A 25,652-nucleotide genomic window follows, 5' to 3' on the forward strand; every position below is an offset into this window, starting at 1 on the left:
TCGCGGAGTCGCCCGGCGGGCGGAACGACGGAGCGTCAGGCGAAGCCGCAAGCCTCGCGCAACTCGGCGCGCGCTGCTTCGCGGTCGAGCGCGGCGAAGCGCTCCACCGCCAGCTTCGCCCGTGCCTGGTTGCGCCGGATATAGGCGGCGTTTTCCGGATATCGGGCGGCGCGCCATTCGGCGATGGTGATCGTCATCGCATGGCGCGTGGCGATGAGGTCGAGAAGGCGGTCGGCCTCCTCCGGCTCGATCGGCGCGACGGCATGATAGGCCGCGACGAGGTCCCGGACGAAGCGGAGCGGCGGTCCGTCCTCGGCCACCTGATAGGCGGCGGCGACGGCGAGATCGTAGACCGTCGGCGTTTCCACCATGTCGCCGAAATCGAGGATGCCGGTGATCGATGCGCCGTCTTCCGAATCGATCAGGAGGTTGAAGGGGTTGAAGTCGTTATGCACGACCTGCCGCCGGAAGCCGTCCTGGAGGGGCGCGATCGTCTCGCGGAAGCGCTCGAAGATCGCCTCGACCCGGCCGCGCAGGACGGCGTCCTCGATATGCGGCGTGAAGGCGGCGAGCTTCGGCGAATGGCGGAGATCCCAGACGATCTCGTGCTCGGAGGCCGGATGGCGGAAATCGGCGAGCCCGCGCGCCAGCCGGCCGAGCGCCGTGCCGATCGCCCGCATCCGCTCCGGCGTCGGCGGCGCGCCGAAGAGCGGGCGGCCGGGCAGATAGGTGAGAAGCCGGGTGAAATGCCGCTCGCCGTCGCGCTCGGCGAAGAACTCCGCCGCGCCGTCCAGCGTCGGCACGAGCCGGGAGGCCGGCACGTCCGGCGCCGTGCGGGCCACATGCTGGAGCGCCCGGTTCTGGAATTCGCCGACCGCCGGGTCCTCGGCCGCATTGGCCAGCTTCAGGACGAAGCGCTCGCCCGTTTCGGCATTGACGCGCGCCGTCAGATCGCGCTCGCTGGTCAGCATCGTGACCCGCCCGGCGAGCCCGTAGCGCTCGGACAGGAGGGCTTCGAGTTCGGCGGGGCTGAAGCCCGGCGCGCTGGTCGTGAAGGCGCTGCGGGTCGCGGACTCGGCGGCCATCGGGATCTTTCTGCGGCTCGCGGACCGCGCTGGAAAGAAGAAGCTTGCCCGCTGGAGCCGGGCGCCCATGACAACGGGCGCCGGCAAGCCGGCTAAGGGTATTTGATATACCATATATGAGACGATCGTAAAGTCGGATGGCCGAATGTCGGCATCCGTCGCGTGTCATCCCGCCTTCCCCTCGCATGATGGATGATATATCGTGTACCAAAGACCGAAGGGCGGATGATCTTTCCGCCTTTCGTTCCGTCGCGCCCGCTGCCGAAGGATCAGGATCATGAGCGCCGTCGCCGATGTCTCCATGCCGAACGCCTTCGTCGCGGGCCGCACGACGCTCGCGCCAGAAAACGCGGCGCTGATCGAACGGCGCGCGGCGGTGCTCGGGCCGGCCTATCGGCTGATGTACGAGGAGCCTCTGCATCTCGTCCGGGGCGAGGGGGCCTGGCTCTATGACGAGACCGGCCGCGCCTATCTCGACGCCTATAACAATGTCACCTCGCTCGGCCATTGCCATCCGCGCGTCGTCGAGGCGATCGCCCGGCAGGCCGGCATTCTCGCCACCCATACGCGCTATCTCCACACGCTGATCCTCGACTATGCCGAACGGCTCGTCGCGACCTTCCCGGCCGAGCTGTCGCAGGTGATGTTCACCTGCACCGGCAGCGAGGCGAACGATCTGGCGCTGCGCATCGCCAAGGCGCGGACCGGCGGCACCGGCATCATCGTCACCGAGAACGCCTATCACGGCGTCACCGAGGCGGTGGCGGCCTTCTCGCCCTCGCTCGGCACCGGCGTCGATCTCGGCATCGCGGTGCGCACCGTGCCGGCGCCCGAATCCTATCATGCCGGCAAAACGGATGTGGGCGAGGCCTTCCGCCGCGATGTCGAGGCGGCGATCGCCGATCTCCGCCGCCACGGCCTCAAGCCGGCGCTTCTGATCGTCGATACGCTCTTCACCAGCGACGGCGTGCTGCCGGGGCCGGCGGGCTTTCTCGCAGGCGCCGTCGCGGCGATCCGCGCCGCCGGCGGCCTCTTCGTCGCCGACGAGGTGCAGCCGGGCTTCGGGCGTTCGGGAGAGGCGATGTGGGGCTTCCAGCGGCACGGCGTCGTGCCGGACCTCGTGACGCTCGGCAAGCCGATGGGCAACGGCCAGCCGATCGCCGGTGTCGTCATGCGGCCGGAGGTGGTCGAAAGCTTCGGCCGCACCTCGCGCTATTTCAACACCTTCGGCGGCAATGCCGTGTCCTGCGCCGCCGCCATGGCCGTGCTGGAGGCGATCGAGACCGAGGGTCTTCAGCGCAATGCCCTGGAGACCGGGCGCCATCTCCTCGACGGCATCGCGGGCCTCGCCGAGCGGCATGAGGTGATCGGCGACGTGCGCGGCGCCGGCCTCTTCATCGGCGCCGAATTCGTCACCGATCGCGGCACCCGCGCCCCGGACCGGGCGCGCACGGCGCGCGTCGTCAATGCGATGCGCGACCGGGGCGTCCTGATCAGCATCAGCGGCCGCAACCACAATGTCCTGAAGATCCGCCCGCCCTTGGTCTTCAGCCGCGAGAATGCCGATCTCTTCGTCTCGGTGCTGGACGACGCGCTGGTCGCCACGGCCTGAGTGGGGGTCAGGCCGGCTCCAGGGCTTCCAGCGCTTCCAGATGCGGCACGAGATAGCCGGCGGCGACGGTGAGATCGGCGACAACGCCGGCCCGGGCGCCGGCGGGATCGCCCTTCGCCAGCGCGGCGAGGATCGCCCGATGGCCCTCGTTGGCGCGCGGCTCGTAGGCGGGCTCGCCGAAGAGCTCGTTCATATAGGGGCCGGTCTGGCCCCAGAGATCCTGGATGAGCTGGAGAAGGCGCGGCGAGCCGGCCTCCTGATAGAGCGCGAAATGGAAGGCCTGGTTCAGCCGGCGATAGGCGGCATGGTCATGGGCGAGAAGCGCCGCGTCGATCTCGGCGGCGATCCCGTCCAGCGCATGGCGCTCCGCCGCGCCGATGCGCGGCGCGGCGAGCTCGGCGGCGAGCCCTTCCAGCTCGCAGCGGATGCGCAGGATCTCGGCATATTTCGCCGCTTCGAGTTCCGGCACGGCGATGGAGCGGTTCGGCAGGAGCACCAGCAGCCGCTCGGCGACGAGCCGCTGCAAGGCCTCGCGCACCGGCGTGGTCGAGACGCCGTAGGTCTCGGCGAGATTGCGGATGACGAGCACCTGGCCGGGGCGGAAGGTCGCCGCCATCAGCCCGTCCTTGATCCGGTCATAGGCGCGGTCGTTGAGGGTCCGGTACTCGATCTTGTCCACGCCGCTCTCCGTCGCGCATTCCGCATATCATATATCAAATCGCGGCGAGTGCACGGTGAGGATGCTTGACGCTGCGGCGGGGGCGGATGAGGATCGGTCTTCCGCCGACGAGGGTGGAGGGACGGCCGCCCGGACGCGGCGGCCGCGGGTCTGGCAAGGGGGAGGGGCGTGACATGCAAGCCACCTATTCGACCATGGCCAGCGCTCCCGCCGCCAAGAAGGCGCATTGGCAGAGCATCGTCTCGCAGGTCTATTTCTCGCTCGACCTGCGCTTTCCGTCCGGGGCCGAGTTCGAGGGGCGCTTGGACGCCTGGACGCTCGGCGCCGTCGCGATCTCGCGCAACGAATCCGACGGGCTGCTCTATCGCCGCCACGAGCGGCATCTCCTCGCCGAACGGGAGGAGAGCTTTCTCATCACCGTGCCGGATCAGGCGGAGATCCGCTTCGCGCAGGACGGCCGGGACGTGTCCTGCCGCCCGGGCCAGTTCCTGATCGAACGCAGCCATCTGCCCTACGAGTTCAGCCATCGCGACCGGGCCTCGCTCTGGGTGATGAAGATCCCGAGCCCCGTGCTGCGCGCCCGCATCGCCCGGCCGGAACGGCTCGCCACGCTGCAGTTCAATGCCACGCATGGCGTCGGCGCGCTCTTCGTCGACATGCTGCGGCTGACGGCGCCCCGGCTCGACGAGATGGACGAGCCGGTCCGCGCCCTGATGGGCAGCCAGCTGGTCGACCTCCTCGCCATGGCGATCGAGGCGGACGATCGCATTCTCGGCAGCCAGTCCTCCTCGGTGCGCGGCGCCCATCTCCACCGCGCCGAGCAGTTCGTGCGCCAGCATCTGCGCGACATCCGCCTGTCGCCGGTCATGGTGGCGGAAGGCTGCGGCATCTCGCGCCGCTATCTCGACCAGCTCTTCGAGGCGGAAGGCACGAGCGTCGCGGCCTATATCCGCGCCCAGCGCCTTCTCATGTGCGACGCGGCCCTGCGCGACGCCCATAACCGCAAGGCTATCTCCGAGATCGCCTACGAATGGGGCTTCGGCGACCAGGCCCAGTTCAGCCGCAACTACCGCGCCCGCTTCGGCGTGACCCCCAGCGAAGCGCGCGCCACGGGCCGGCAGGCCGCAGCGGCGGCGTCTTAGAAACGATAACCTCGATGGCGCGCTTAGATCAGCGCGTTGAGATCTTCGCTGAAGGCGTCCGCCACAGCTCCGGCGAGTCGTTGATGAAGCGGCACGGTCTTTTCGAGACGATTGACGACAACCCTATGTCTGTCGATGACGAGAACTGTCTCAGGCTGTAGGCCGCTATTGTCGAACACCAAACTCGTGTCGGCCAAGGCGAAAGCCGAAGGCAATCGACGGAAAGCTGTTTCGTAGCGGCGGCGGATGACCTCTTCGGCGATATGGTGCCCGCCCCGCGCAACCCGTTCCGCTACACGGCGGATGTTGAGTTCCGGACTATCGAGAGCGACGAAGACGAGGGCGACTTCGTAGCCGAGCGCACGGCACTGTCTCATGACCGCCAAGGACTGATGGCTGCTCAATGTCGTCTCGTAGACGAAGCTGCGCCTTCGGCTCATGGCTTCGGCGATCGCCGCGAGAACCAGACGTCCTGCTGCCAGCGATGCTGTCTCGGGGCGCTGCGGGGCAAGATTGCGGGCGACGATATCGGCGTTGATGAAGGTGCCGACCGGCGAAAGTAAGGGGTAGAGCGTCGACTTGCCGGAGCCGTTGGGGCCGGCAACGATCGTGCAGAAGGCTGTCGGCGAAGGCTCTTCACCCACGGGGCTGGAAGTGGCCCGTCACATGCTCCTGGCCGTCACGGATCTCCACGAGGAGCCGTCGACCATCGGGCAACTCCTTGACGAGACCGGCGCCAAGGACCGGATCGCGATAATAGGCAGGCACGCCGGCATCCTTGGCGAGGCCAAGGGCGATACGACCCGCCTCGCGGATACGCGTCTCGTTCTCCTGCCATTTATCCAAAAGCATCATCGCCGCGTCTCGGCCTCCGTTCCTCGAAACATAGCGGATGCCGCGCCTGATTTCGAGCATGGCGCGAACGAAGGTCGATAGCGGGGCAGCTGAGTCAAAAGCTCTCTTCTCCCGTTGATGACCGCGAAAGATGCAGCTCGTCGGGGAGCCTAGCGATTGGGCGTCCTATGCGCGGATGCGCAAGCTTTCCTGCGCAGATCGTCAAGAGAAGCGGCGGAAAAGCTCGTTTAATCCCTTTCGGAACCTCAAGAAATCGACCGACCGGCCGGCAAGGCCGCGGGTGGCCTCGCGCCGCCCCGGCGCTGCGCGTCCGCGCGGGCCGCCCCGCCTGTCGGTCGAACGGACAAGGGAAACGCCGCCTTGCAGAACCTTCGCGTCGCCGTCGATGTCGGCGGCACCTTCACCGACATCTGCATCATGAACGAGGAGACCGGCCGCATTCGGATCGAGAAGACCTCCTCGACCCCCGATCCGATCGACGGCATCATGGGCGGCGTCGGCAAGGCCGGCATCGATCTCGCCAAGGTTGCGCTCTTCTCGCATGGCACGACCGTCGCGACGAACGCCCTGATCACCCGCCGCCTGCCGCGCACCGCCATGGTCTCGACCAAGGGCTTCCGCGACGTGATCGAGATCCGCCGCGCCAACAAGGAGGACCTCTGGGACGTCTACAAGGACGTCGTGAAGCCCTATGTGCCGCGCCGCGACCGGCTCACCGTGCCCGAGCGCGTCGACGCGGCGGGCGCCGTGGTCGAGGCGCTGGACGAGGCGGCGGCGCGCGAGGTGGCGCGCATCCTGAAGAAGCGCGGCGTCGAGGCGATCGCCGTCTGCTTCATGAACGCCTATCTCAACGGCGCGAACGAGCGGCGCATGCGCGACATCCTGAAGGAGGCGATGCCGGACGTGCCGGTCTCGGTCTCCTCGGAGGTGCTGCCGGAGATCTTCGAGCACGAGCGCTTCTCGACCACGGTCGCGAACGCCGCCGTCAGCCCGGTCGTCGTCTCCTATACGAGCCGCCTCGGCGAGCGCCTGGCGGAAGAGGGCTACAGCCGCGATCTCCTCCTCCTCCATACCGGCGGCGGGGTGATGACCCCGGCCAGCGTCAAGGATTTCGCCGCGCGCCTCGCCGGCTCCGGCATCGCCGCCGGCGCCATCGCCAGCCGGCACATCGCCTCGCTCTGCGGCTTCCCGAATTCCATCGGCCTCGACATGGGCGGCACCTCGACCGACGTCTCGCTCGCCTATGACGGCCAGTCGCGCGTCACCAAGGACTGGTATATCGAGTTCGGCTATCCGATCCGCTTCGCCTCGATCGAGGTGCTGACGATCGGCGCCGGCGGCGGCTCGCTCGCCTGGACCGACGAGGCCGGTTCTTTACGCAACGGGCCGCAATCGGCCGGCGCCAATCCCGGTCCCGCCTGCTACGGCAACGGCAATACCCAGCCGACCAATACCGACGCCAATGTCACGCTCGGCCGGCTCGGCACCAGCCTCGCCGGCGGCAAGGTCACGCTCGACCCGGCGCTCGCCCGCCAGGCGGTGGCGACAGGCGTCGCCGAGCCCTTCGGCCTCACGCCGGAAGCGGCGGCCGACGCGATCCTGAAGGTCGCGAACGCCAATATGTCGGACGCGGTGCGCCTCATCTCGATCAGCCGCGGCTACGATCCGCGCGACTTTGCGCTCGTCGCCTTCGGCGGGGCGGGGGCGCTGCACGGCGTCGACGTGGCGCGCGAACTCGCGATCCCGGCGGTGATCGTGCCGCCCAATCCGGGCGTCACCTCGGCGCTCGGCTGCCTTCTCGTCGACATGCAGCACGACTTCTCGGAAAACTGCATGGTCGATGCGGCGGACGCCGATCCGGCGGCGATCGAGGCGCAGTTCGCCCGCATCGAGAAGGAGGCGCTGGACCGCCTGACCCATGAGGGCGTCGCGCCCGGCGACATTGTGCTCCAGCGCTCGATCGACATGATGTATCGCGGCCAGTGGCGCTCGCTCGCCGTCTCCGCGCCGCGCCCGATCGCCTCGATCGCCAGCCTCGTCGACGAGTTCCACCGCGAGCATCAGCGCGAATACAACTTCCGCCGCGACGACGCGCCGGTCAGCTTCTTCCGCGTCAACCTGAAGGCGATCGGCACCGTGCCGAAGGCCGAGCTCGCCGTGCACGAGCCGACCGGCATCGTGCCGGAGCCGGTCGGGCGGCGCGAGGTCTGGTTCGAGAACGAGGCGCATGCGACGCCGGTCTTCCGGCGCGACGACCTGCCCTGCGGCTTCCACTTCGCCGGCCCGGCGATCGTCGAACAGGTGGATTCCACCACCGTCGTCCCGCCCGGCGCCGTGGCCGAGGTCGACAAATATCTGAACATCATCATCCGCGTGAAGGGCTGACGACCATGGCCGGCGACCAGACGCTCGATCCCGTGACCTTCGAGGTCCTCAAGAACTCCTTCATCACCAGCGTCGACCAGATGGGCGAGCAGATCCTCAGGACCTGCTATTCCTTCGTGATCTACAATCACGACTTCTCCAGCGGGCTGCACGACGCCCGGGGCGAATGCGCCGCGCAGGGCAACCAGGACATCGCCGTCCATGTCGGCACGCTGCATTTCACCTGCAAGGCGGTGATGCGGGCCTTCGAAGGCGACATGCACGAGGGCGACGTCTTCGCCATCAACGACCCCTATGCCGGCGGCACGCATTTCTCCGACGTCCGCCTCGTCCGGCCGATCTTCGCCGATGGCGAGATCATCGCCTATGCCCAGTCGAACGGCCACTGGTCGGACATGGGCGGCTCGGTGCCCGGCTCCTTCGACGTCTCGGCCCGCGACATGTTCCGCGAGGGCCTGCGCATCACGCCGGTGCGCCTCTTCGACAAGGGCGTCCTGCGCCGCGACGTCGCCAACATGATCGCGGCCAACACGCGCGATCCCGCCTCGATCATCGGCGACATCCAGGCCCAGGCCGAGGCGACGGCCGTCTGCGGCCGCGAGATCCTGCGCCTCGTCGCGAAATATGGCCGCCAGACGGTCGAGACCGGACTCGCCGAGGTGCAGGACTATGTCGAGCGCGCCGTGCGCCAGCGCATCGCCGCGCTGCCCGACGGCACCTGGGAGACGGTGGACTTCATCGACCGCGACCCGGCCGGCGGCGAGGGCATGATCCCGATCCGCATCAAGATGACGATCAAGGGCGACAAGGCGATCTACGACTTCACCGGCAGCCATCCGGTGATCGGCTCGATCTACAATTCCGCCTTCGGCGCCACCTTCTCGGCGGTGGCGGCCGGCATGAAGACCTTCTTCCCCGACCTGCCGCTGAATTCCGGCTTCTACCGCGCCTTCGAGATCGTCGCGCCGGAAGGCTCGATCGTCGACGCCAAATGGCCGGTGGCGGTGACGGGCTTCCTGATGCCCTTCGAGAAGATCATGAACTCGATCTACGAGATGTGGTCGCAGCTCATGCCGGAACGGGCGCTCGCCTGCGCCTTCAACCTCGAATATCTCCTCACCGGCGGGCGCGACGCGCGCATGTCCGACAAGCCGATCTTCATGTTCTACGACTGGCTGCCGGGCGGCTGGGGCGGGCGCAACGGCAAGGACGGCGCCAATGTCACCACCGCCTGCTTCGGCACCGGCATGATGGCGCAGCCGGTGGAGGGCCAGGAGCGGGCGAACCCGATCCTCACCACCGAATGCGAGATCCTGAAGGATTCCGGCGGTCCCGGCCGATGGCGCGGCGGCGTCGGCGTGGTGAAGACCTCGCGCATGCTGGCGGCCGAGGAGACCGTCATCTCCTATATCTGCGACCGCGAGCGGGCCGTGGTCTGGGGCATCGAGGGCGGCCTGCCCTCCAGCCCGCACGGGCTGACCCTGACGCGCGCCGGCTCCACGAAGGAGGAGCGGCTCGGCACGATCTTCTCCGATGTCGCGATCGGCACGGACGACGTCTTCTCCCGCCCGACCGCCGGCGGCGGCGGCTTCGGCGATCCGCTGGAGCGCGACCCGGCGCTGGTGCTGGAGGACGTGAAGGACGACTACGTCTCGGTGGAGCGCGCCGCCAAGGATTACGGCGTCGCGATCCGGGTGATCGACGCCGAGCTCTGCGACTACGCGATCGACGCGGCGGCGACCGAGCGGCTGCGCGCCGAGATCCGTGCCGGACGCGCCGGCTGGGCGCGGGTCGATCCCGAAAGCGTCGCCCGGCGCTATCGCGACGGCGAGATCGACGCGCTCGACGCGATCCGCCGCCATGCCGTGATCCTCGACTGGGGCACGGGCGAGGTCCTGCCGGAATCGACCCGCCAGTTCCGCGAGGTCTTCGAACGGCGCTCCGTCGCCAAATGGGCACCGGCCTGACGCCGCCCTGCCCCTGAGCCCTCCGGGCGGCGCCGGCAACGGTCGCCGTCCGCCGCTTGCCGCATGCGCCTGCAAAGCCCCGACTTTCCCCGTCCTAGAAGGAACGACGCCATGCCTCTCCGCCGCCGCCTGTCCCGCGCCCTTGCCGGCGCCACCTGTCTCGCCCTCGGCCTTAGCGCCGCCCTGCCGGCCTCGGCCGCCGACTGGTTCCCGATGAAGGTTCTCGACGCCTCCTCCGGCACGCCGACCCCGGCCGAATACACGCCGGTCGGCAAGGCGGAGAAGGCCTACAATCTCTGCGTCCTCTTCCCGCACATGAAGGACAGCTTCTGGGTGGCGGTCGCCTACGGCATCGTCAAGCAGGCCGAGGCCGCCAACGTCAACATGACGCTCTACGAGGCGGGCGGCTACGAGAACCTGCCCAAGCAGCTGTCGCAGTTCGACGACTGCCTGGCGAGCGGCGCCGATGCGATCATCGTCGGCGCGATCTCGGGCGCCGGCCTCGCCCAGAAATTCGCCGAGGCCAAGGCCAAGAACGTGCCGGTCGTCGGCGTCACCAACCCGCTGCCGCCGAACGCGACCCCCGCCGCCAATGCCGTCGACTTCGTCGCCATGGGCGAGGTGACGGGCAACGGCCTTCTCGCCCAAGCCAAGCCCGACGAGGCGCTGAACATCGTCACCTTCCCCGGACCGGCGGGCTCGGGCTGGGCGGAATCCTTCAACGAGGGCTTCAAGAAAGCCGTCGCCAAGAATCCGAACGCCAAGATCCTCGCCGAGAAGTTCGGCGATTCCGGCGTCGCGGTGCAGCTCCAGCTCATCCAGGACGCGCTCCAGTCCTATCCCGACATGAACGTGATCTGGGGCACCGCGCCGACGGCCGAGGCCGCGACCGGCGCCGTCGCCGAGGCCGGGCGCACCGACATGAAGATCATCTCGTCCTACGAGAACCAGGCGATGCTCGACGCGCTCAATCGCGGTGATATCCTGGCCTTCGCCACGCAATATCCGGTGGGCGAGGGCGCCATCGCCATCGATCAGGCGGTGCGGCTCATCGAGAAGAAGCCGGTGATGAGCCTCGTCCAGCCAGAAGCGGCGGTGATCGACAAGACCACCGTGCCGAAGCTGAAGATGGAACTCGTGCTCGCGCCCGCCGACTGGACGCCGGTCTACACGGTCAAGGCCAAGTAAGGACGCCGGAAAGGAAACGGGCATGGAGCAGAGCCAGGGCCTGGCGCCCCGCGAGGAGACGGAGCCGCTGCTCCGCCTTGCCGGCATCACGAAGCGGTTCACGGGCGTTCTCGCCCTCGACTCGGTCGACCTCGACGTGCGTGCGGGCGAACTCCATGTCCTCTTCGGCGAGAACGGCGCCGGCAAGTCGACGCTGATCAACGTCATTTCCGGCACCTTCCCGCCGGATGGCGGCAGCTTCCGCTTCGGCGGTGAGCACCTTCACGGCCTCACGCCGCAGCGGGCGCGCGCCATCGGCATCAGCCCGGTCTTCCAGGAATTCTCCCTGGTGCCGAGCCTCACGGTGGAGGAGAATCTCTTTCTCGGCCGCGAGGTCTCGGCGGGCGGCGTGCTGAAGGCCGGCGAGATGCGCCGGAAGGCCAAGGCGCTGATCGACGAGCTCGGCTTCGACCTCGATCCGGGCGCGCGCGTCGACGACCTGTCGCGCGCCCATCAGCAGATGGCCGAGATCGCCAAGGCGCTGCTCGGCAAGGTGCGCCTTCTCATCCTCGACGAGCCGACCGCCTCCCTGACCGAGCGCGAGACCGGCCGTCTGTTCGAGCTGATCGCGCGCCTGAAGGCGCAAGGGGTCGGCATCATCTACGTCTCGCACCGCATGCGCGAGATCCGGGCGCTGGCCGACCGCGTGACCGTGCTGCGCGACGGCCGCCACATCCGGACCCTGGACGCCGCGAGCGTCACCGATGGCGAGCTCGTCGAACTGATGACCGGCCGTCGCATCGACGTCCTGTTTCCGACCATCCGGCACGCGCCCGCCGCCGTCGTGGTCGATGTCGAGAATCTCTCGACGGCGGACGGCACCGTCGCGGGCGTCAATTTCTACGCCCGCGCCGGCGAGATCACCGGCATCGCCGGCCTCGTCGGCTGCGGCAAGTCGGAACTGGTGCGCGCCATCTACGGGCTCGAGCCGATCGCCGGCGGCCGGCTGCGCATCCATGGCACGCCCTACGAGGCGCCGGAACCGCGCCGGAGCCTTCAGGGCGGCATCGCCTATTTCCCCGCCAACCGCGTGACCGAGGGCCTGGCGCTCTCCCGGCCGATCCGCGAGAACGCCTCCCTGACGGCGCTCGACCTGCGGCGCTTCGCGAGATTCGGCTTCCTGCGCAAGCGCGCCGAGCGCCGGGCGATCGGGCCGATCATGGAGCAGCTGAAGCTGCGCCCGCCCAATATCGAGCGCGCCGTCGGCAATCTCTCGGGCGGCAACCGGCAGAAGGTGATGCTCGGCCGGGCGCTCACCCGCGAGCTCACCGTCTTTCTCTTCGACGAGCCGAGCGTCGGCATCGATGTCGGCGCCAAGGTCGAGGTCTACGAATTCATGAAGCGGCTGGTGGAGGCGGGCGCGGCGGTGATCGTCGTCTCCTCCGAACTGCCGGAGGTGCTCGCCTTGTCGAACCGGCTCTACGTCATGCATCATGGACGCGTCGCCGCCGAACTCGCCGGCGCGGAGAAGACCGAGCAGAACGTGCTTGCGAGCTTCTTCAAGGAACACATGACGGGGAAGGCGGCATGACCAGCATCGCCCTTCGCCAGAACGCCGCCCGCGGCCCCGCCGCCGCCGGGCTGAAGCTCGGCTTCCTGCCGGTGCTGCTCGTGGCGCTGATCGTCGGCATGTCGCTCGCCTCGCCGCAATTCTACGGCGCGCAGAACGTGCTCAACATCCTGCGCAACGCCTCCTTCCTCACCATCGTCGCGCTCGGCCAGGCGATGGTGATCGTCGCGGGCGGCTTCGACCTCTCGGTCGGCGCGGTGGTCGCGCTCGCCAGCGTCGTCGCGGCCAAGGTCATGGCGGCGGCGGCGCTCGCCTTTCCGGGCAACGACGCGCTCGTCATCGCCTGCGGCACGCTGGCCGGGCTCGGCTCGGGCCTCGCCGTCGGCCTCGTCAACGGCCTCTGCGTCTCGCGGCTGAAGGTCTCCGGCTTCGTCGTGACGCTCGGCACCATGTCGGCGACGACCGGCATCGGCCTGATGATCACCAGCGGCATCCCGGTCTACGGCATGCCCGACAGCTTCGTGAAGGGCTTCGGCCGCGCCCAGATCCTCGGCTTGCCGGTGGCGGTCTATATCGCGCTGGCGCTGGTTCTCGTCATGGTCTTCGTGCAGCGCCGCACCCTCTTCGGCCGCTATGTCTATGCCATCGGCGGCAATGCCGACGCGGCGATCGTCTCCGGCGTTTCGATCGAGCGCCATGTCGTCGGCACCTATGTCCTGTCCGGCCTCTTCGCGGCGGGCGCCGGCATCCTCTATACCGCCCTCGTCGGCTCCGGCCAGGCGAGCTTCGGCGGCGACCGCATGATGCTTCAGTCGATCGCGGCGGCGGTGATCGGCGGCGTTTCGCTGCGTGGCGGCATCGGGCGGGTCGAGATCGTGGCGGTGAGCGCCCTGTTCCTCACGATCCTCGGCAATGCCCTCAATCTCCTCCATATCGATTCCCGCCTCCAGCCGGTCTTCCTCGGTTTCATCATGGTGGCGGCGGTGGCGATCGAGGAACTCAGCCGGCGGAGGAAGGTCCGTGTCTGACATCGAGCTCACCCCCGCCGCCGCGCCGCTGGCGGGCGCCGATAGGCCGACGCTCGCGGCGCGCCTCGGCCGGGCGGCCCTGCCGATCGCGCTGGTCCTCCTTCTCGTCGGCTTCGCCCTCGCCGACGCCCGCGTCCTGACCCCCGCCAATCTCCTCAACATCGCGCAGCAGACGAGCTATCTCGCGCTCTTCGCCATGGCGCAGACGGTGGTGATCCTGACGCGCGGCTTCGACCTCGCCCTTGGCCCCACCGTCTCCATGGTCTCCGTCGCCTCGGCCCTCGCCATGGCGGGGGCCGCCGGCGCCGGGCAGAACCCCGTCGCCGTGCTTCTCCTCGGTCTCGCGGCCGGTCTCGCCGCCGGCGCGGCGGCCGGGCTCTTCAACGGCTTCGTCGTCGCGGTGCTCGGCGTCAGCCCCTTCGTCACGACGCTCGGCAGCTACAATATCGCCATCGGCGTCGCGACCACGCTCTCGGCCGGGCGCCCGGTCCAGGGCGTGCCGGATCTCTTCTCCGACCTTCTCTATCGCGGCACGGTGCTCGGCGTGCCGGCGGCCATCGCCATCGCCCTCGTCGTCGGCCTCGTCCTGCAGCTCACGCTGACGCGCACCGTCTTCGGCCGCTCGCTCTATGTCATCGGCACCAATCCGCGCGCGGCCGCCGTCGCGGGCCTGCCGGTGAAGCGCATCCTCGCCTTCGCCTATATCCTCTGCTCGGCGCTCGCCGCGCTCGGCGCGCTCATGCTGACGGCGCGCACCGGCTCCGGCGAGCCCAATCTCGGCGGCTCGCTGTCGCTCCAGGCGATCGCGGCGGCCGTCGTCGGCGGCACCTCGCTCGCCGGCGGGCGCGGCGGGGTCGGCACCGCCGTTCTCGGCGCGCTCTTCGTCACCATCCTGTCCAACGGCATGAATCTCGTGCGGATCGACGGCTATGTGCAGATGGTCGTGCTCGGCGCGATCGTGATCCTCGGCGTCGTGCTCGACCGGGCGCGGCTCGCGGCGCGATGAGGGCGGGGCGCGACGCGATGGCGGCCCCCCTTGCCGCTCCCCCGTCCCTCCATGTGGCGGCGACGCTGCGCGAGGCGCTGGACGCCCTGGCCGAGCGCGGGCCGGAGGGCGCGCCCTTCGCCGGCGGCACCTGGATCATGCGCGCGCCGCTGCGCCACGAGGCGCCGCGCCCGGCCTATGTCGCGCTCGGGCGCATCGCCGAACTGAGGGAGATCGCGGTCGGCGAGACGGAGCTGACGATCGGCGCCGCCGTCACCCACGCGGCGCTCGCCGAAGCGCTGGCCGGACTGCCGGAATTCGCGGGTTTGCGTCTTGCCGCCGGCACATCCGCCAATCCGGCGGTGCGCGCCGCCGCCACGCTCGGCGGCAATCTCGCCACCGCCGCCTTTCCCGCCGCCGATCTCGTGCCGGCGCTGCTGGCGCTTTCGGCCGAGGTCGAGATCGCCGACCGGCAGGGTGCCGAGCGTCTGCCGATCGCCGAGTTCCTGGCGCGGCGGGCGAGCCTTGCGCCCGGGCGCCTTCTGACGCGGGTGCGGGTGCCCCGGCGCCATATCCGCTCGGCCCATGCGCGCCTGCCCTTGCGCAAGGCCGGCGACTATCCGGTCGCCGTGGTCGCGCTGGCGATCGAGCCGGACGGCGCCGGCCGGATCGGCGCGGCCCGGATCGCCGTCGGCTCGGTCGAGCCGGTGGCGCGGCGCTGGGACGGCCTCGAGGCGGCGCTTCGCGGCAGCCCGCTCGATCCGGCGGCGGCGGCCGAGCGGGCCCGCGCCCATGCGGACGAGTTTTCCGGCCGCGACGGCATCGAGGCGCCCGGCTGGTATCGGGTCAGCGTCCTGCCGGCGCTCGTCCGCCGCGCCGTCGCGGCGCTCGGGCCCCGCTGAGGGAGGAGGGGATGGTGCTGCATCTGACGGTGAATGGCGAGGCCCGGACCAGCGACGCCCCGCCGCTGACGCCGCTGATCGACCTCCTGCGCGACGAGTTCCACCTGACGGGCGCCAAGCCCGTCTGCCGCGAGGGCTTCTGCGGCGCCTGCACCGTGCTCGTCGACGGCGTGCCGACCCTGTCCTGCCTGACGCCGGCCGCGCTGGCGACGGGCGAGATCCAGACGATCGAGGGTCTGGCGGCGCCGGGCGCCCTGACGCCGGTCCAGGCGGCGCTGGAGACGCACGAGGCCGTGCAATGCGGCATGTGCTTTCCCGGTATGGTGCTGACGCTGACCCATCTCTTCGCCGAGGAGCCCCGGCCCGCGCGCGAGACGATCCGCGCCGCGCTCGCCGGCAATATCTGCCGCTGCACCGGCTACGAGCGCATCGTCGAGGCGGCCGTCGCGCTGGCCTCCGCCAACGCCGCCGCCTGAGGAGGGGCCGATGGACGACGCCGTCAACGCGGTCATGGATTTCCGCCGGCGCGACGCGCGCGACAAGCTGACCGGCCGCACCCGCTACACGATCGACCGCGCCGGCCCGGCGATGCTTCATGCGGCCGTGCTGCGCGCCGAGCAACCCGCCGGCCGCATCCTCCGGCTGGACACGGCGAAGGCGAGCGCCCTGCCGGGCGTGCGCGCCATCGTCACCGCCGCCGATGCGCCGGGCCGGGCCGGCATCGGCATCGCCGACCATCCGCTCTTCGCCGACGGCGTCGTGCGCTATGCCGGCGAGCCGCTCGCCGCCGTCGCGGCCGAGACCCTGGACGCGGCGCGCGCGGCGCTCGCCGCCATCGAGGTCGAGATCGAGCCCTGGCCGGCGGTGCTCTCCATGGGCGAGGCGCTGGCCGAGGGCGCCCCGCTCGTCCATCCCGGCTGGGCGGATTACGAGGTGCTGCTGGAGGGCGGCGCCCATGGCGGCAATGTCGCCTGGGAGGCGACGGTGGCGCGCGGCGATGTCGAGGCCGCCTTCGCGCGCGACGACGTCACGATCGTCGAGAGCCAGTTCCGCGTCGGGCGCCAGAACCATGTCGCCTTCGAGCCGCGCGCCGCGCTCGCGACCTTCGAGGACGGCCGCTTCCATATCGAGACCTCGACCCAGGTGCCCTGGACGGTGCGCAACACGGTGGCGCGGCTGATCGGCGTGCCGTCCTCGGCCGTGCGCGTCACCGTGCCGCCGGTCGGCGGCGCCTTCGGCCTGAAGTTCGACTGCGCCATCGAGCCCTTCGCCGCGCTTCTCGCCCGCAAGAGCGGCCGGCCGGTGCGCCTCGTCAACACGCGCGAGGAGGAGATGCTGACCTGCCTCTTCCGCGAGAATGCCGAGATCCGCATCCGCTCGGCGGTGACGCGCGAGGGCTCGATCGCCGGGCGCGAGGCCGTGGTGCTGATGGATTGCGGCGCCTATGGCGGCGAGCAGATCTTCCTCACCACCATGACCGCCCATACGCTGGGCGGCAATTACCGGCTGGGCGCGACGCGGCTCGTCTCGCGCGCCGTCTATACCCATACCGCGCCGAACGGCGCCTTCCGCGCCTGCAACGGCGTCTACAACACCTTCGCCCTCGAACGGCATACCGACGAGATCGCCGCCGCCCTCGGCATGGACCCGTTGGAATTCCGCCGCCGCAACGTGCTCGGCGACGGCGATCTCGGCGCGACCGGCCAGCGCTTCGAGGGCGAGGTGCTGCGCCCGATGCTGGAGACGATGGAGAGGCTCGCGAGCGCGACGGCGAAGGGCGATCCCGGCGACGGCCGGCTCTACGGGCGCGCGACAACGGTCGGCACTTGGTTCGTCTTCACCGGTCCATCGGCCGCCACCGTCAACATGAATGCCGACGGCAGCGCGACGCTCGTCACCTCCGGCGTCGAGATCGGCTCCGGCTCGATGATGCAGGGCCTGCCGCAGATCGTCGCCGCGACGCTCGGCCTGAAACCTCAGGACGTCGTGGTGCGCGCCGCCGATACCGATGCCGCCGGCTACGATGTCGGCGTCGGCGGCGGCCGGACCACGGTGTCGCTCGGCGCGGCGAGCCTTGCCGCCGCGCGCGAGGTGCGCGTCAAGCTTCTGAAGGTCGCGGGCGACATGCTGGAAGTCGCGCCGGAGGATCTCGAAATGGCCGAGGGGCGGATCGACATCGCCGGCGCCCGCGGGTCGGGCCGAACCGTGGCGGAGGTCGCGGCGCATGCGCAGGCCCTGCTCGGCCCGGTCAGCGGCACCGGCGCCTTCGCCCGGCTCGGCACGCCCGCCATGCCCGGCTGCGCGGCCGGGCATTTCATCGACGCGCTCGACATCCCGGTCTTCGCCGTCCACGACTGCGAGCTCGCCGTCGATCCCGAGACGGGCCATGTCGAGGTGCTGAGCTACCGGGTCGTGCAGGATGTCGGCCGGGCGCTGAACGAGCGCGCCATCTTCGGCCAGATCCAGGGCGGCGTCGTCCAGGGCCTCGGCTATGCGCTGCACGAGGAGGCGGATGTCGGCCCGGACGGGCGCATCCGGCAGGCGGGCTTCGAGACCTATCGCCTGCCGCTCGCCGGCGACGTCGTGCCGGTGGCGATCGAGCTCCACGAGGGCGCGCCCTCCTGCGGGCCGCTCGGCATCAAGGGCGCGGGCGAGGTGCCGATCCTCAATGTCGGCGCGACGATCGCCTGCGCCGTGGCGGCGGCGACGGGCAAGCGCGTCCAGGAACTGCCCCTGACGCCGCCGCGCGTCCTCGCCCTCCTCCTCGATCGCGAGGCAGCGCTCGACCTGCCGCATATCGCGCCGGACTGGGCGGCCAACCTCCTGCGCCCGCATGGCGAAGGCGCTGCCCTCTGAGCCGCCGCCTTCTCCCGAGTCGGGAGAAGGTCCCGGCAGGGGGATGAGGGAGTGGCGGGTGCTGGCGTCCGTGCCCCACGGCTCCCTCACCCGCCTGCCGGCACCCTCTCCCGACTCGGGAGAGGGGACGCGGTGGAGCCGTCCGCGCCAGGACGCGCTCAGTCCTTCGGCGCCTCGCCGAGGGCGGCGGCGACGAGGTTGCGGGTGTAGTCGGCGCGCGCGTCGCCGAAGATCTGCGGCGTCGCGCCTTCCTCGACCAGCTTGCCGTCCTTCATCACCATGATGTGGTCGGAGAGGGCGCGCACCACGCCGAGATCGTGGCTGATGAAGACATAGGCGAGATCGTGCTCGCGCTGGAGCCGGCGCAAGAGCTCGACGATCTGCGCCTGGACCGAGCGGTCGAGCGCCGAGGTCGGTTCGTCGAGCACCACGAGCTTCGGCTTCAGGATCATCGCCCGGGCGATGGCGATGCGCTGGCGCTGGCCGCCGGAGAATTCGTGCGGATAGCGATTGCGGGTCGACGGGTCGAGCCCGACCTCGGCGAGCGCCTCGCCGGCGCGGCGGAAGCGCTCGGCGGCGGAAAGTTCGGGCGCGTGGATGCGCAGCCCTTCCGTGACGATCTCGGCCACCGTCAGGCGCGGCGAGAGCGAGCCGTAGGGGTCCTGGAAGACGAGCTGCATTTCCCGCCGCAGCGGGCGGAGCGCCGCCCTGTCGAGACCGGAAATCTCCTGGCCCTCGAAGCGGATCGCCCCCGCCGCCGGCTGCAGCTTCAGGATGGCGCGGCCGAGCGTCGACTTGCCGGAGCCGGATTCGCCGACGATGCCGATCGTCTGGCCACGCCGCAGCCGCAGCGACACGCCGTCGACGGCGCGGAACGTGCCGCCGCCCCGGCCGAGAAAGCCCTTGCGCAGCGGGTAGTCGACGGTGATGCCCTCCGCCTCCAGCACCATCGGCGCGTCCGGCGGGGGCGGGGCCTTCTCGCCCTTCGGCTCGGCGGCGAGGAGCATTCTCGTATAGTCGTGCCGGGGCGCCGCGAAGACCCGCGCCGCTTCGCCCGTCTCCACCACCTCGCCGCGCCGCATCACGGCGACGCGGTCCGCATAGCGGCTGACCAGCGACAGGTCGTGGGTGATGAGGATCACCGCCATGCCGAGCCTTTGCCGCAGATCCGCGATGAGGGCGAGGATCTGCGCCTGGACGGTGACGTCGAGCGCCGTCGTCGGCTCGTCGGCGATGAGGAGGTCCGGCTCGTTGGCGAGCGCCATCGCGATCATCGCCCGCTGGCGCTGGCCGCCCGACAATTCGTGCGGATAGGCGTCGATGCGGCGGGCGGGATCGGGAATGCCGACAAGGGTCAGGAGTTCGAGGATGCGCGCCCGCCGCGCCTTGCGGCCGAGCCGGCGATGGGCGGCGATCACCTCGTCGATCTGCCGGCCGATTGTGTAGAGCGGGTCGAGCGAGGTCATCGGCTCCTGGAAGATCATCGCGATCTTCGCGCCCCGGAAGCGGTTGAGCGCGGCGGGGGACAGGCCGATCAGCTCGGCGCCGCGATAGGCGGCCGAACCGCTCGCCCTTCCGTTGCCGGCGAGAAGGCCCATCACCGCCATCATGGTCTGGCTCTTGCCGGAGCCGGACTCGCCGACGACGGCGAAGGTCTCGCCGCGCGCGATGTCGAGATCGAGCCCCTTCACCGCCTCGAGCGTGCCGTCCTCCGTGGCGAAGCTCACCTTCAGGCCGCGCAGCGCCAGGACCGGGGCGGCGGCGCCCGTCTCGTTCGTCTGCCTGTCCATCTCAGCGCACCTTCGGATCGAGCGCGTCGCGCAACCCGTCGCCGAGGAAGTTCAGGGAGAACAGCGTCGCGACGAAGAAGACGGCGGGAATGATCAGCATCCAGGGCGCCGCCTGCATGGTGCTGGTGCCGTCGGCGATGAGCGCCCCCCAGCTCGTCAGCGGCGCCTGGACGCCGAGGCCGAGAAAGGACAGGAAGCTTTCGAGAAGGATCACCTTCGGCACGACGACGGTGATGAAGACGATCACCGGGCCGATCGTGTTGGGGATGACGTGGCGGCGGATGATCTGCCAGTCGGTGAGGCCCATGGCGCCGGCCGCCGCGACGAATTCCCGCCGCTTCAGCGACAGCGTCTGGCCGCGCACGATGCGCGCCATGTCGAGCCATTCGGTGAGGCCGATCACCAGGAAGATCAGGATGAAGGACCGGCCGAAGAACACGACCAGCATGATCACCATGAAGACGAAGGGCAGCGAATAGAGGATCTCGATGAAGCGCATCATCACATTGTCGACCCGCCCGCCCGCATAGCCGGCGATCGCCCCGTAGGCGACGCCGATGACGAGGCTGACGAGGCTGGCGAGGAGGCCGACGGTGAGCGAGATGCGCCCGCCCACCATGACGCGCGGCAGGAGATCGCGGCCCGAGGCATCGGTGCCGAAGACGAAGCGCTCGCGCTGCACCGTGCCGGCGATGGCGAGGCGCCTGCCGTCCTCCGCCGTGCCGGTCACTTCGGTGTCGTCGAATTCCTCGGCGCGGTCGACATAGCGCGTGACGCGCGGGTCGAGCGGGCGGTCGCTCGTCAGCGTGGCGGTGAAGCGATGGCCCGCGACGGCGAAGCCCTCGACGCCGGCCCGCGCGCGCCGGGCGGCATCCGTCATCGCCTCGGCGAGGCGCGCCTCGGTCGGGCGCGGCGTCAGGCTCGGCGGCACCGCGACATAGGAGGTGAAGATCTGGTCGTAGCCATGCGCGACGAAGAGCGGGCCGACGAAGGAGAAGAGCGTCACCAGGACGAGGACGACGAGACCGGCGATGGCGGGGCGGTTGCGCAGGAGGCGGCGCAGCGCCAGCTGCGACAGGCTGCGGCCGCGCGCCTCGCCGGCGGCGGGAGCCTCCGGCGCGCCCGGCCTCGGGCCCGGATCGGGCGCCGGCGCGAGAGTGGTGAAGTCAGTCATGGCGGATCCGCGGGTCGAGCAGCGCGTAGAGGATGTCGACCAGGAGATTGAGGACGGTGATGAAGACGGCGACGAGCACCACCGTGCCCATCACCAGCGTGTAGTCGCGATTGAGCGCGCCGAGCACGAAATAGCGCCCGACGCCCGGAATGCCGAAGACCTGCTCGATCACCACGGAGCCGGTGAGAAGGGCGGTGGCGGCGGGGGCGAGATAGGAGACGACGGGCAGCATGGCGCCGCGCATCGCATGGGTCACCACCACGGCCCGGGCCGGGAGACCATAGGCGCGGGCGGTGCGGATATGGTCGGCGGCCAGAGCCTCGATCATCGCGCCGCGCGTCAGCCGGGCGAAGACGGCGACCTGCGGCAGGGCGAGCGCGAGGGTCGGCAGGAACAGGAAGCGCGCCGAGCCGTCGCCCCAGCCGCCGGCCGGCAGAAGGCCGAGCAGGACGGCGAAGACCAGCGACAGGACGGGCGCGACGACGAAGTTCGGCACGGTGACGCCGATCGTCGCCACCGACATGATCAGATAGTCGACGAGCCCGTTGCGCCGGAGCGCGGCGAAGACGCCGGCCGCGACGCCGCCGACAAGGGCGAGGACCAGCGCATAGGCGCCGAGCTGCATCGAGAAGGGCAGGCTCTGCAGGATGAGCTGGCCGACCGAGAAGTCGCGATAGACATAGCTCGGCCCGAAATCGCCTTGGACGACATTGCCGAGATAGTCGAGATATTGCCGCCAGAGCGGCAGGTCGAGCCCGTAGGCGCGGATCATGTTCTCCATGATCTGCGGCGGCAGCGGCCGTTCGAGATTGAACGGCCCGCCCGGCGCGAAGCGGATCAGGAAGAAGGACAGGGTGACGACGATGAAGAGCGTCGGCAGGGCGCTCGCCAGCCGACGCAGGATGAAGCGGAGCACGTTGCGAAAGTCCCGCCCTTAGTCCTTGCTCAGGAATTTCGAGAGGTGATAGTTCACCGGATTGTCCTGCCAGCCTTTGATCTTGTTGGAGACCAGCCAGGGCGAGCCGAAGACCATGAGTGTCGTCACCGGCTCCTCGGCCAAAAGGATCTTTTCCGCCTCGTGTAGGAACGCAGCGCGCTTGGCCGGATCGGTCTCCTTGTAGGATGCCGCCATCGCCGCATCATACTTCGGATTCGACCAATGGCCGTAGTTGAAGGTCTTGTTGGTCGAGATGTTGAGCGCCAGGAAACTCTCGGCATCGGCATAGTCGGCCGTCCAGCCGGCACGCGCCACATCGAAGGCGCCGCCTTCCTGCAGATAAGCGTAATGCGATTTCACATCGAGATTGGTCAGCGTCACGGTGGCGCCCAGCGCCTTCCAGTTGTCGGCGACGGCGGTCGCCACCTTCTCGTGATTGGCGTTGGTGTTGTAGCGGATGTCGATCTTCAGCGGCTTGCCGCCCTCGCCATAGCCGGCTTCCTTCAAGAGCTCCTTCGCCTTGTCCTCGCGGTCGAGCTGATCCAGGCCGGCATAGTCGACTTTTTCGGGCTCGCCATAAGTCGCAATGCCGGGCGGCACGGCGCTGTAGAGCGGCTGCTGGCCGTCCTGGAAAATCTCGTGCGACAGGAATTCGCGATCGATCGCCATGGCGAGAGCCTTGCGAACGCGCACGTCATTGAACGGCTCGTGGCGCGTGTCGAAAGCGTAATAGTAGCTCGCGAGAGATGCCGACATGTGAACCTGATCGGCACCGAGCTGCTTGCGCAGATAGTCGGTCTGATCGGTCGGGAAATAATAGTTGACGTCCAGCTCGCCGGCCTGGAAGCGGCGGACCGCCGCCGGCTGATCTTCCAGCGGATAGAAGATCACCTTGTCGAGCTTGACGTTCGCGGCGTCCCAGTAGTTCGGGTTCTTCACCACCGTGATATGGTCGTTGGCGACGTTCTCGGACAGCATGAAGGCGCCGTTCGAGACCATCAGACCCGGTTTCACGAAATCCTTGCCGTTCTTCTCGACGCTCGCCTTGTTGACCGGCGCGACGGCGTAATGCGCGAGGAGTTCGAGGAGATAGGGCGTCGGCCGTTCCAGCGTGATCTCCAGCGTCTTGGCGTCCACCGCCTTCACGCCGAGCTGGTCGACAGCCATGCCCTTGGTGCTGATCGCCTCGGCATTCTTGATGGGGTAGAGGAGATTGGCATAGCCCGCCGCCTCCTTTGGGTCCTCGAAGCGGCGATAGGAGAAGACGAAGTCCTCCGCCGTCACCGGCGAGCCGTCCGACCACTTCGCATTGTCGCGCAGCTTGAACGTATAGACCATCTTATCGTCGGAGATCGTCCAGCTTTCGGCGGCGCCGGGGACGGGCTTACCGTCCGGGCCATAGACGACCAACCCCTCGTAGAGATCGGAGATGACGTTCCCCTCGACATCGATCGAGGTATGGGCCTGGTCGAGGGTCTGCGGTTCGCCGCCATTGCCGCGATGGAGCACGGTCTCGGCCGAAGCGAGAGCGGTGGAGGCGAGAAGCAGGGCGGCGAGCGTGGTGCCGCGGGCGAGCGAAAGACGATTCATGGTCGATCCTTCCGAGACTGGGACAATCGGGGGATGTCTTCGTATCGGGTCGCCTCATCATGCCGAGGCGCCCTTGTCCAGCGAAATAGAAATCCGAACCGCTTGAGCGATGGGGATCGCGGGGCGCGGATCTCCGATCCGATCGGGAAGCCCGAAGGCTCACGCCGCGCCGAGAGCCTTCGGCGGCCGGGCGCCCGGCCGTGGGGCAGGGCGCGGGCCGGCGGGTTCCGACCCTATTCCTTGCTCAGAAATTTCGACAGGTGCTTGTTGACGCCGTTCTCCTGCCAGCCCTTGACCTTGTTGGAAACGAGCCAGGAGGATGCCGACACCATTAGCGTCGTGATCGGCTCCTCGGACAGAACAATCCTTTCCGCCTCGTGCAGGAGGGCGGAGCGCTTGGCCGGGTCCATTTCCGTATAGGATTGGGCCATCAGCGCATCGTATTTCTCGTTCTTCCAGTGACCGTAGTTGAAGGTCTTGTTGGTCGAGATGTCGAGCGCCAGGAAGTTCTCCGCATCGGCATAGTCCGCGCCCCAGCTCGCGCGCGCCACGTCGAAGCTGCCGCCGTCGTTCAGATAGGCGTAATGCGACTTCACATCGAGATTGGTCAGCGTCACGGCGGCGCCGAGCGCCTTCCAGTTGCCGGCCATGGCCGTCGCGACCTTCTCGTGATTGGAATTGGTGTTGTAGCGGATGTCGATCTTCAGCGGCTTGCCGCCCTCGCCATAGCCGGCTTCCTTCAAGAGCTCCTTCGCCTTGTCCTCGCGGTCGAGCTGGTCGAGATCCGCGTAGTCCGACTTTTCCGGCTCGCCATAGTTCGGGATGCCGGGCGGCACGGTGCCGTAGAAGGGGATCTGGGCGCCCTTGTAGATCTCCCGTGCCAGGAACTCGCGATCGATCGCCATGGCCAATGCCTTGCGGACGCGCACGTCATTGAACGGCTCGTGGCGCGTGTCGAAGGCGTAGTAATAGGTCGACAATTGCGGCGCGATGCGGATCTGGTCGGCGCCGAGCTTCTGCTTCAGGTAGTCCGTCTGCTCGCTCGGAAAGCCGTAATTCACGTCGAGCTCGCCTGCCTCGAAGCGCCGCGCGGCGGCCGCCTGATCCTCGGTCGGATAGAAAATCACCTTATCGAGCTTGACGTTGGCGGCGTCCCAGTAGTTCGGGTTCTTCACCACCGTGATGTGGTCGTTGGCGATGTTCTCCGTCAGCATGAAGGCGCCGTTCGAGACCATCAGACCCGGTTTCACGAAATCCTTGCCGTTCTTCTCGACGCTCGCCTTGTTGACCGGCGCGACGGCATAGTGCGCGAGGAGTTCGAGGAGATAGGGCGTCGGCCGCTCCAGCGTGATTTCCAGCGTCTTGGCGTCCACCGCCTTCACGCCGAGCTGGTCGACGGCCATGGCGCCGGTGTTGATCGCCTCGGCATTCTTGACCGGGTAGAAGAGATTGGCGTAACCCGCCGCCTCCTTCGGGTCCTCGAAGCGGCGATAGGAGAAGACGAAGTCCTCCGCCGTCACCGGCGAGCCGTCCGACCATTTGGCATTGTCGCGCAGCTTGAACCGGTAGGTCGTCTTATCGTCGGAGATCGTCCAGCTTTCGGCGGCGCCTGGGATTACCTTGCCGTCCGGTCCGTAGACGACCAGTCCCTCGTAGAGATCGGAGATCACATAGCCTTCGATGTCGATCGAGACATGGGCCTGATCGAGGGTCTGCGGTTCGCCGGCATTGCCGCGATGGAGCACGGTCTCGGCCGAAGCGAGGGCGGTGGAGGCGAGAAGCAGAGCGGCGAGGGCCGCGCCGCGCTGAGAGAGGGCGTGGGACATGATCGATCCTTCCGAAGCCGGGACAATCGGTGGATGTGCAGGCTGGGACATGCCTGACCATGCGATCTCTTCGTTGTCCAGCTAAATATGCACGCTTTTCGC

At 69.0% G+C, this 25,652-nt stretch carries 20 protein-coding genes; 11 read left to right on the plus strand and 9 right to left on the minus strand.

Annotated elements, in window-relative coordinates; genetic code table 11:
• Positions 1 to 35: 35 nt before the first annotated feature.
• Entirely contained in the window at positions 36 to 1,085 is a 1,050-nt protein-coding gene (locus IEY14_RS14020) for a phosphotransferase (protein ID WP_188909481.1), read from the minus strand.
• 277 nt (positions 1,086 to 1,362) lie between these two features.
• Between IEY14_RS14020 and IEY14_RS14025 the strand changes: the two genes are divergently transcribed.
• Complete coding sequence (locus IEY14_RS14025; RefSeq protein ID WP_188909483.1) at positions 1,363 to 2,697, plus strand: aspartate aminotransferase family protein; 1,335 nt, start codon at positions 1,363 to 1,365, stop codon at positions 2,695 to 2,697.
• A 7-nt stretch (positions 2,698 to 2,704) separates the two neighbouring features.
• Here IEY14_RS14025 and IEY14_RS14030 read toward each other — a convergent pair whose 3' ends face one another.
• The gene (locus tag IEY14_RS14030) at positions 2,705 to 3,376 is read right to left on the minus strand and encodes a GntR family transcriptional regulator (RefSeq protein WP_188909485.1); all 672 of its coding nucleotides are present in this window, start codon (positions 3,374 to 3,376) and stop codon (positions 2,705 to 2,707) included.
• 173 nt (positions 3,377 to 3,549) lie between these two features.
• On the opposite strand from IEY14_RS14030, the gene IEY14_RS14035 reads away from it, so the two are divergent.
• Positions 3,550 to 4,518 carry an AraC-like ligand-binding domain-containing protein gene (locus tag IEY14_RS14035; RefSeq protein WP_188909487.1) on the plus strand — a complete coding sequence of 323 codons (969 nt, stop codon included), beginning with the start codon at positions 3,550 to 3,552 and terminating at the stop codon, positions 4,516 to 4,518.
• Between the two features lie 23 nt (positions 4,519 to 4,541).
• On the opposite strand, the gene IEY14_RS14040 is transcribed toward IEY14_RS14035, so the two are convergent.
• Both IEY14_RS14040 and IEY14_RS14045 read right to left on the minus strand, forming a co-directional pair.
• The gene (locus IEY14_RS14040) at positions 4,542 to 5,162 is read right to left on the minus strand and encodes an ATPase (protein ID WP_188909489.1); all 621 of its coding nucleotides are present in this window, start codon (positions 5,160 to 5,162) and stop codon (positions 4,542 to 4,544) included.
• Positions 5,155 to 5,373, minus strand: coding sequence for a hypothetical protein (locus tag IEY14_RS14045; RefSeq protein ID WP_188909491.1), 219 nt, complete (start codon positions 5,371 to 5,373; stop codon positions 5,155 to 5,157). The genes IEY14_RS14040 and IEY14_RS14045 overlap by 8 nt, the downstream gene beginning before the upstream one ends.
• Positions 5,374 to 5,733: 360 nt before the next feature.
• On the opposite strand from IEY14_RS14045, the gene IEY14_RS14050 reads away from it, so the two are divergent.
• From IEY14_RS14050 to IEY14_RS14090, 9 genes are all read left to right on the plus strand, one after another.
• Complete coding sequence (locus IEY14_RS14050) at positions 5,734 to 7,758, plus strand: hydantoinase/oxoprolinase family protein (protein ID WP_188909493.1); 2,025 nt, start codon at positions 5,734 to 5,736, stop codon at positions 7,756 to 7,758.
• A gap of 5 nt (positions 7,759 to 7,763) precedes the next feature.
• Positions 7,764 to 9,725: a hydantoinase B/oxoprolinase family protein gene (locus IEY14_RS14055; RefSeq protein ID WP_188909495.1), complete on the plus strand. Its 1,962-nt coding sequence runs from the start codon at positions 7,764 to 7,766 to the stop codon at positions 9,723 to 9,725.
• Between the two features lie 111 nt (positions 9,726 to 9,836).
• Positions 9,837 to 10,913: a TMAO reductase system periplasmic protein TorT gene (gene torT, locus IEY14_RS14060; RefSeq protein WP_188909497.1), complete on the plus strand. Its 1,077-nt coding sequence runs from the start codon at positions 9,837 to 9,839 to the stop codon at positions 10,911 to 10,913.
• Between the two features lie 22 nt (positions 10,914 to 10,935).
• Positions 10,936 to 12,483 carry a sugar ABC transporter ATP-binding protein gene (locus IEY14_RS14065; protein ID WP_188909499.1) on the plus strand — a complete coding sequence of 516 codons (1,548 nt, stop codon included), beginning with the start codon at positions 10,936 to 10,938 and terminating at the stop codon, positions 12,481 to 12,483.
• Entirely contained in the window at positions 12,480 to 13,490 is a 1,011-nt protein-coding gene (locus tag IEY14_RS14070; RefSeq protein ID WP_188909501.1) for an ABC transporter permease, read from the plus strand. The genes IEY14_RS14065 and IEY14_RS14070 overlap by 4 nt, the downstream gene beginning before the upstream one ends.
• A complete protein-coding gene (locus tag IEY14_RS14075) occupies positions 13,483 to 14,496 on the plus strand; it encodes an ABC transporter permease (RefSeq protein WP_188909503.1) in 1,014 nt (337 codons plus the stop codon). The genes IEY14_RS14070 and IEY14_RS14075 overlap by 8 nt, the downstream gene beginning before the upstream one ends.
• 17 nt (positions 14,497 to 14,513) lie before the next feature.
• Positions 14,514 to 15,377: an FAD binding domain-containing protein gene (locus IEY14_RS14080; RefSeq protein WP_188909505.1), complete on the plus strand. Its 864-nt coding sequence runs from the start codon at positions 14,514 to 14,516 to the stop codon at positions 15,375 to 15,377.
• Positions 15,378 to 15,388: 11 nt separating this feature from the next.
• Entirely contained in the window at positions 15,389 to 15,853 is a 465-nt protein-coding gene (locus IEY14_RS14085) for a (2Fe-2S)-binding protein (protein ID WP_188909507.1), read from the plus strand.
• Between the two features lie 10 nt (positions 15,854 to 15,863).
• Positions 15,864 to 18,233: a xanthine dehydrogenase family protein molybdopterin-binding subunit gene (locus IEY14_RS14090; protein ID WP_188909509.1), complete on the plus strand. Its 2,370-nt coding sequence runs from the start codon at positions 15,864 to 15,866 to the stop codon at positions 18,231 to 18,233.
• Positions 18,234 to 18,391: 158 nt separating this feature from the next.
• Here the strand turns inward: IEY14_RS14090 and IEY14_RS14095 are convergent, their stop codons facing one another.
• The 5 genes from IEY14_RS14095 to IEY14_RS14115 all read right to left on the minus strand — a co-directional run bounded on the left by IEY14_RS14095 (position 18,392) and on the right by IEY14_RS14115 (position 25,550).
• The gene (locus IEY14_RS14095; protein ID WP_188909511.1) at positions 18,392 to 20,023 is read right to left on the minus strand and encodes an ABC transporter ATP-binding protein; all 1,632 of its coding nucleotides are present in this window, start codon (positions 20,021 to 20,023) and stop codon (positions 18,392 to 18,394) included.
• 1 nt (position 20,024) lies between these two features.
• Complete coding sequence (locus IEY14_RS14100; RefSeq protein WP_188909513.1) at positions 20,025 to 21,197, minus strand: ABC transporter permease; 1,173 nt, start codon at positions 21,195 to 21,197, stop codon at positions 20,025 to 20,027.
• A complete protein-coding gene (gene oppB / locus IEY14_RS14105) occupies positions 21,190 to 22,113 on the minus strand; it encodes an oligopeptide ABC transporter permease OppB (RefSeq protein ID WP_188909515.1) in 924 nt (307 codons plus the stop codon). Before oppB ends, IEY14_RS14100 begins: the two co-directional genes overlap by 8 nt.
• Positions 22,114 to 22,131: 18 nt before the next feature.
• Positions 22,132 to 23,724 (minus strand): peptide ABC transporter substrate-binding protein, encoded by a 1,593-nt coding sequence (locus IEY14_RS14110; protein WP_188909517.1) that lies wholly within the window; start codon positions 23,722 to 23,724, stop codon positions 22,132 to 22,134.
• A 233-nt stretch (positions 23,725 to 23,957) separates the two neighbouring features.
• The gene (locus IEY14_RS14115) at positions 23,958 to 25,550 is read right to left on the minus strand and encodes a peptide ABC transporter substrate-binding protein (RefSeq protein ID WP_188909518.1); all 1,593 of its coding nucleotides are present in this window, start codon (positions 25,548 to 25,550) and stop codon (positions 23,958 to 23,960) included.
• Positions 25,551 to 25,652 lie beyond the last annotated feature (102 nt).

The organism is Aureimonas endophytica, assembly GCF_014642635.1.
Classification (GTDB): domain Bacteria; phylum Pseudomonadota; class Alphaproteobacteria; order Rhizobiales; family Rhizobiaceae; genus Plantimonas; species Plantimonas endophytica.

Coding starts and splice junctions, on each gene's coding strand:
- IEY14_RS14115 (WP_188909518.1), bottom strand. CDS start 25,550: ATGTCCCACGCCCTCTCTCAGCGCGGCGCGGCCCTCGCCGCTCTGCTT.
- IEY14_RS14055 (WP_188909495.1), top strand. CDS start 7,764: ATGGCCGGCGACCAGACGCTCGATCCCGTGACCTTCGAGGTCCTCAAG.
- IEY14_RS14080 (WP_188909505.1), top strand. CDS start 14,514: ATGGCGGCCCCCCTTGCCGCTCCCCCGTCCCTCCATGTGGCGGCGACG.
- IEY14_RS14045 (WP_188909491.1), bottom strand. CDS start 5,373: ATGATGCTTTTGGATAAATGGCAGGAGAACGAGACGCGTATCCGCGAG.
- IEY14_RS14070 (WP_188909501.1), top strand. CDS start 12,480: ATGACCAGCATCGCCCTTCGCCAGAACGCCGCCCGCGGCCCCGCCGCC.
- IEY14_RS14085 (WP_188909507.1), top strand. CDS start 15,389: ATGGTGCTGCATCTGACGGTGAATGGCGAGGCCCGGACCAGCGACGCC.
- IEY14_RS14100 (WP_188909513.1), bottom strand. CDS start 21,197: ATGACTGACTTCACCACTCTCGCGCCGGCGCCCGATCCGGGCCCGAGG.
- IEY14_RS14110 (WP_188909517.1), bottom strand. CDS start 23,724: ATGAATCGTCTTTCGCTCGCCCGCGGCACCACGCTCGCCGCCCTGCTT.
- IEY14_RS14035 (WP_188909487.1), top strand. CDS start 3,550: ATGCAAGCCACCTATTCGACCATGGCCAGCGCTCCCGCCGCCAAGAAG.
- IEY14_RS14065 (WP_188909499.1), top strand. CDS start 10,936: ATGGAGCAGAGCCAGGGCCTGGCGCCCCGCGAGGAGACGGAGCCGCTG.
- IEY14_RS14025 (WP_188909483.1), top strand. CDS start 1,363: ATGAGCGCCGTCGCCGATGTCTCCATGCCGAACGCCTTCGTCGCGGGC.
- IEY14_RS14095 (WP_188909511.1), bottom strand. CDS start 20,023: ATGGACAGGCAGACGAACGAGACGGGCGCCGCCGCCCCGGTCCTGGCG.
- IEY14_RS14020 (WP_188909481.1), bottom strand. CDS start 1,085: ATGGCCGCCGAGTCCGCGACCCGCAGCGCCTTCACGACCAGCGCGCCG.
- torT (WP_188909497.1), top strand. CDS start 9,837: ATGCCTCTCCGCCGCCGCCTGTCCCGCGCCCTTGCCGGCGCCACCTGT.
- IEY14_RS14090 (WP_188909509.1), top strand. CDS start 15,864: ATGGACGACGCCGTCAACGCGGTCATGGATTTCCGCCGGCGCGACGCG.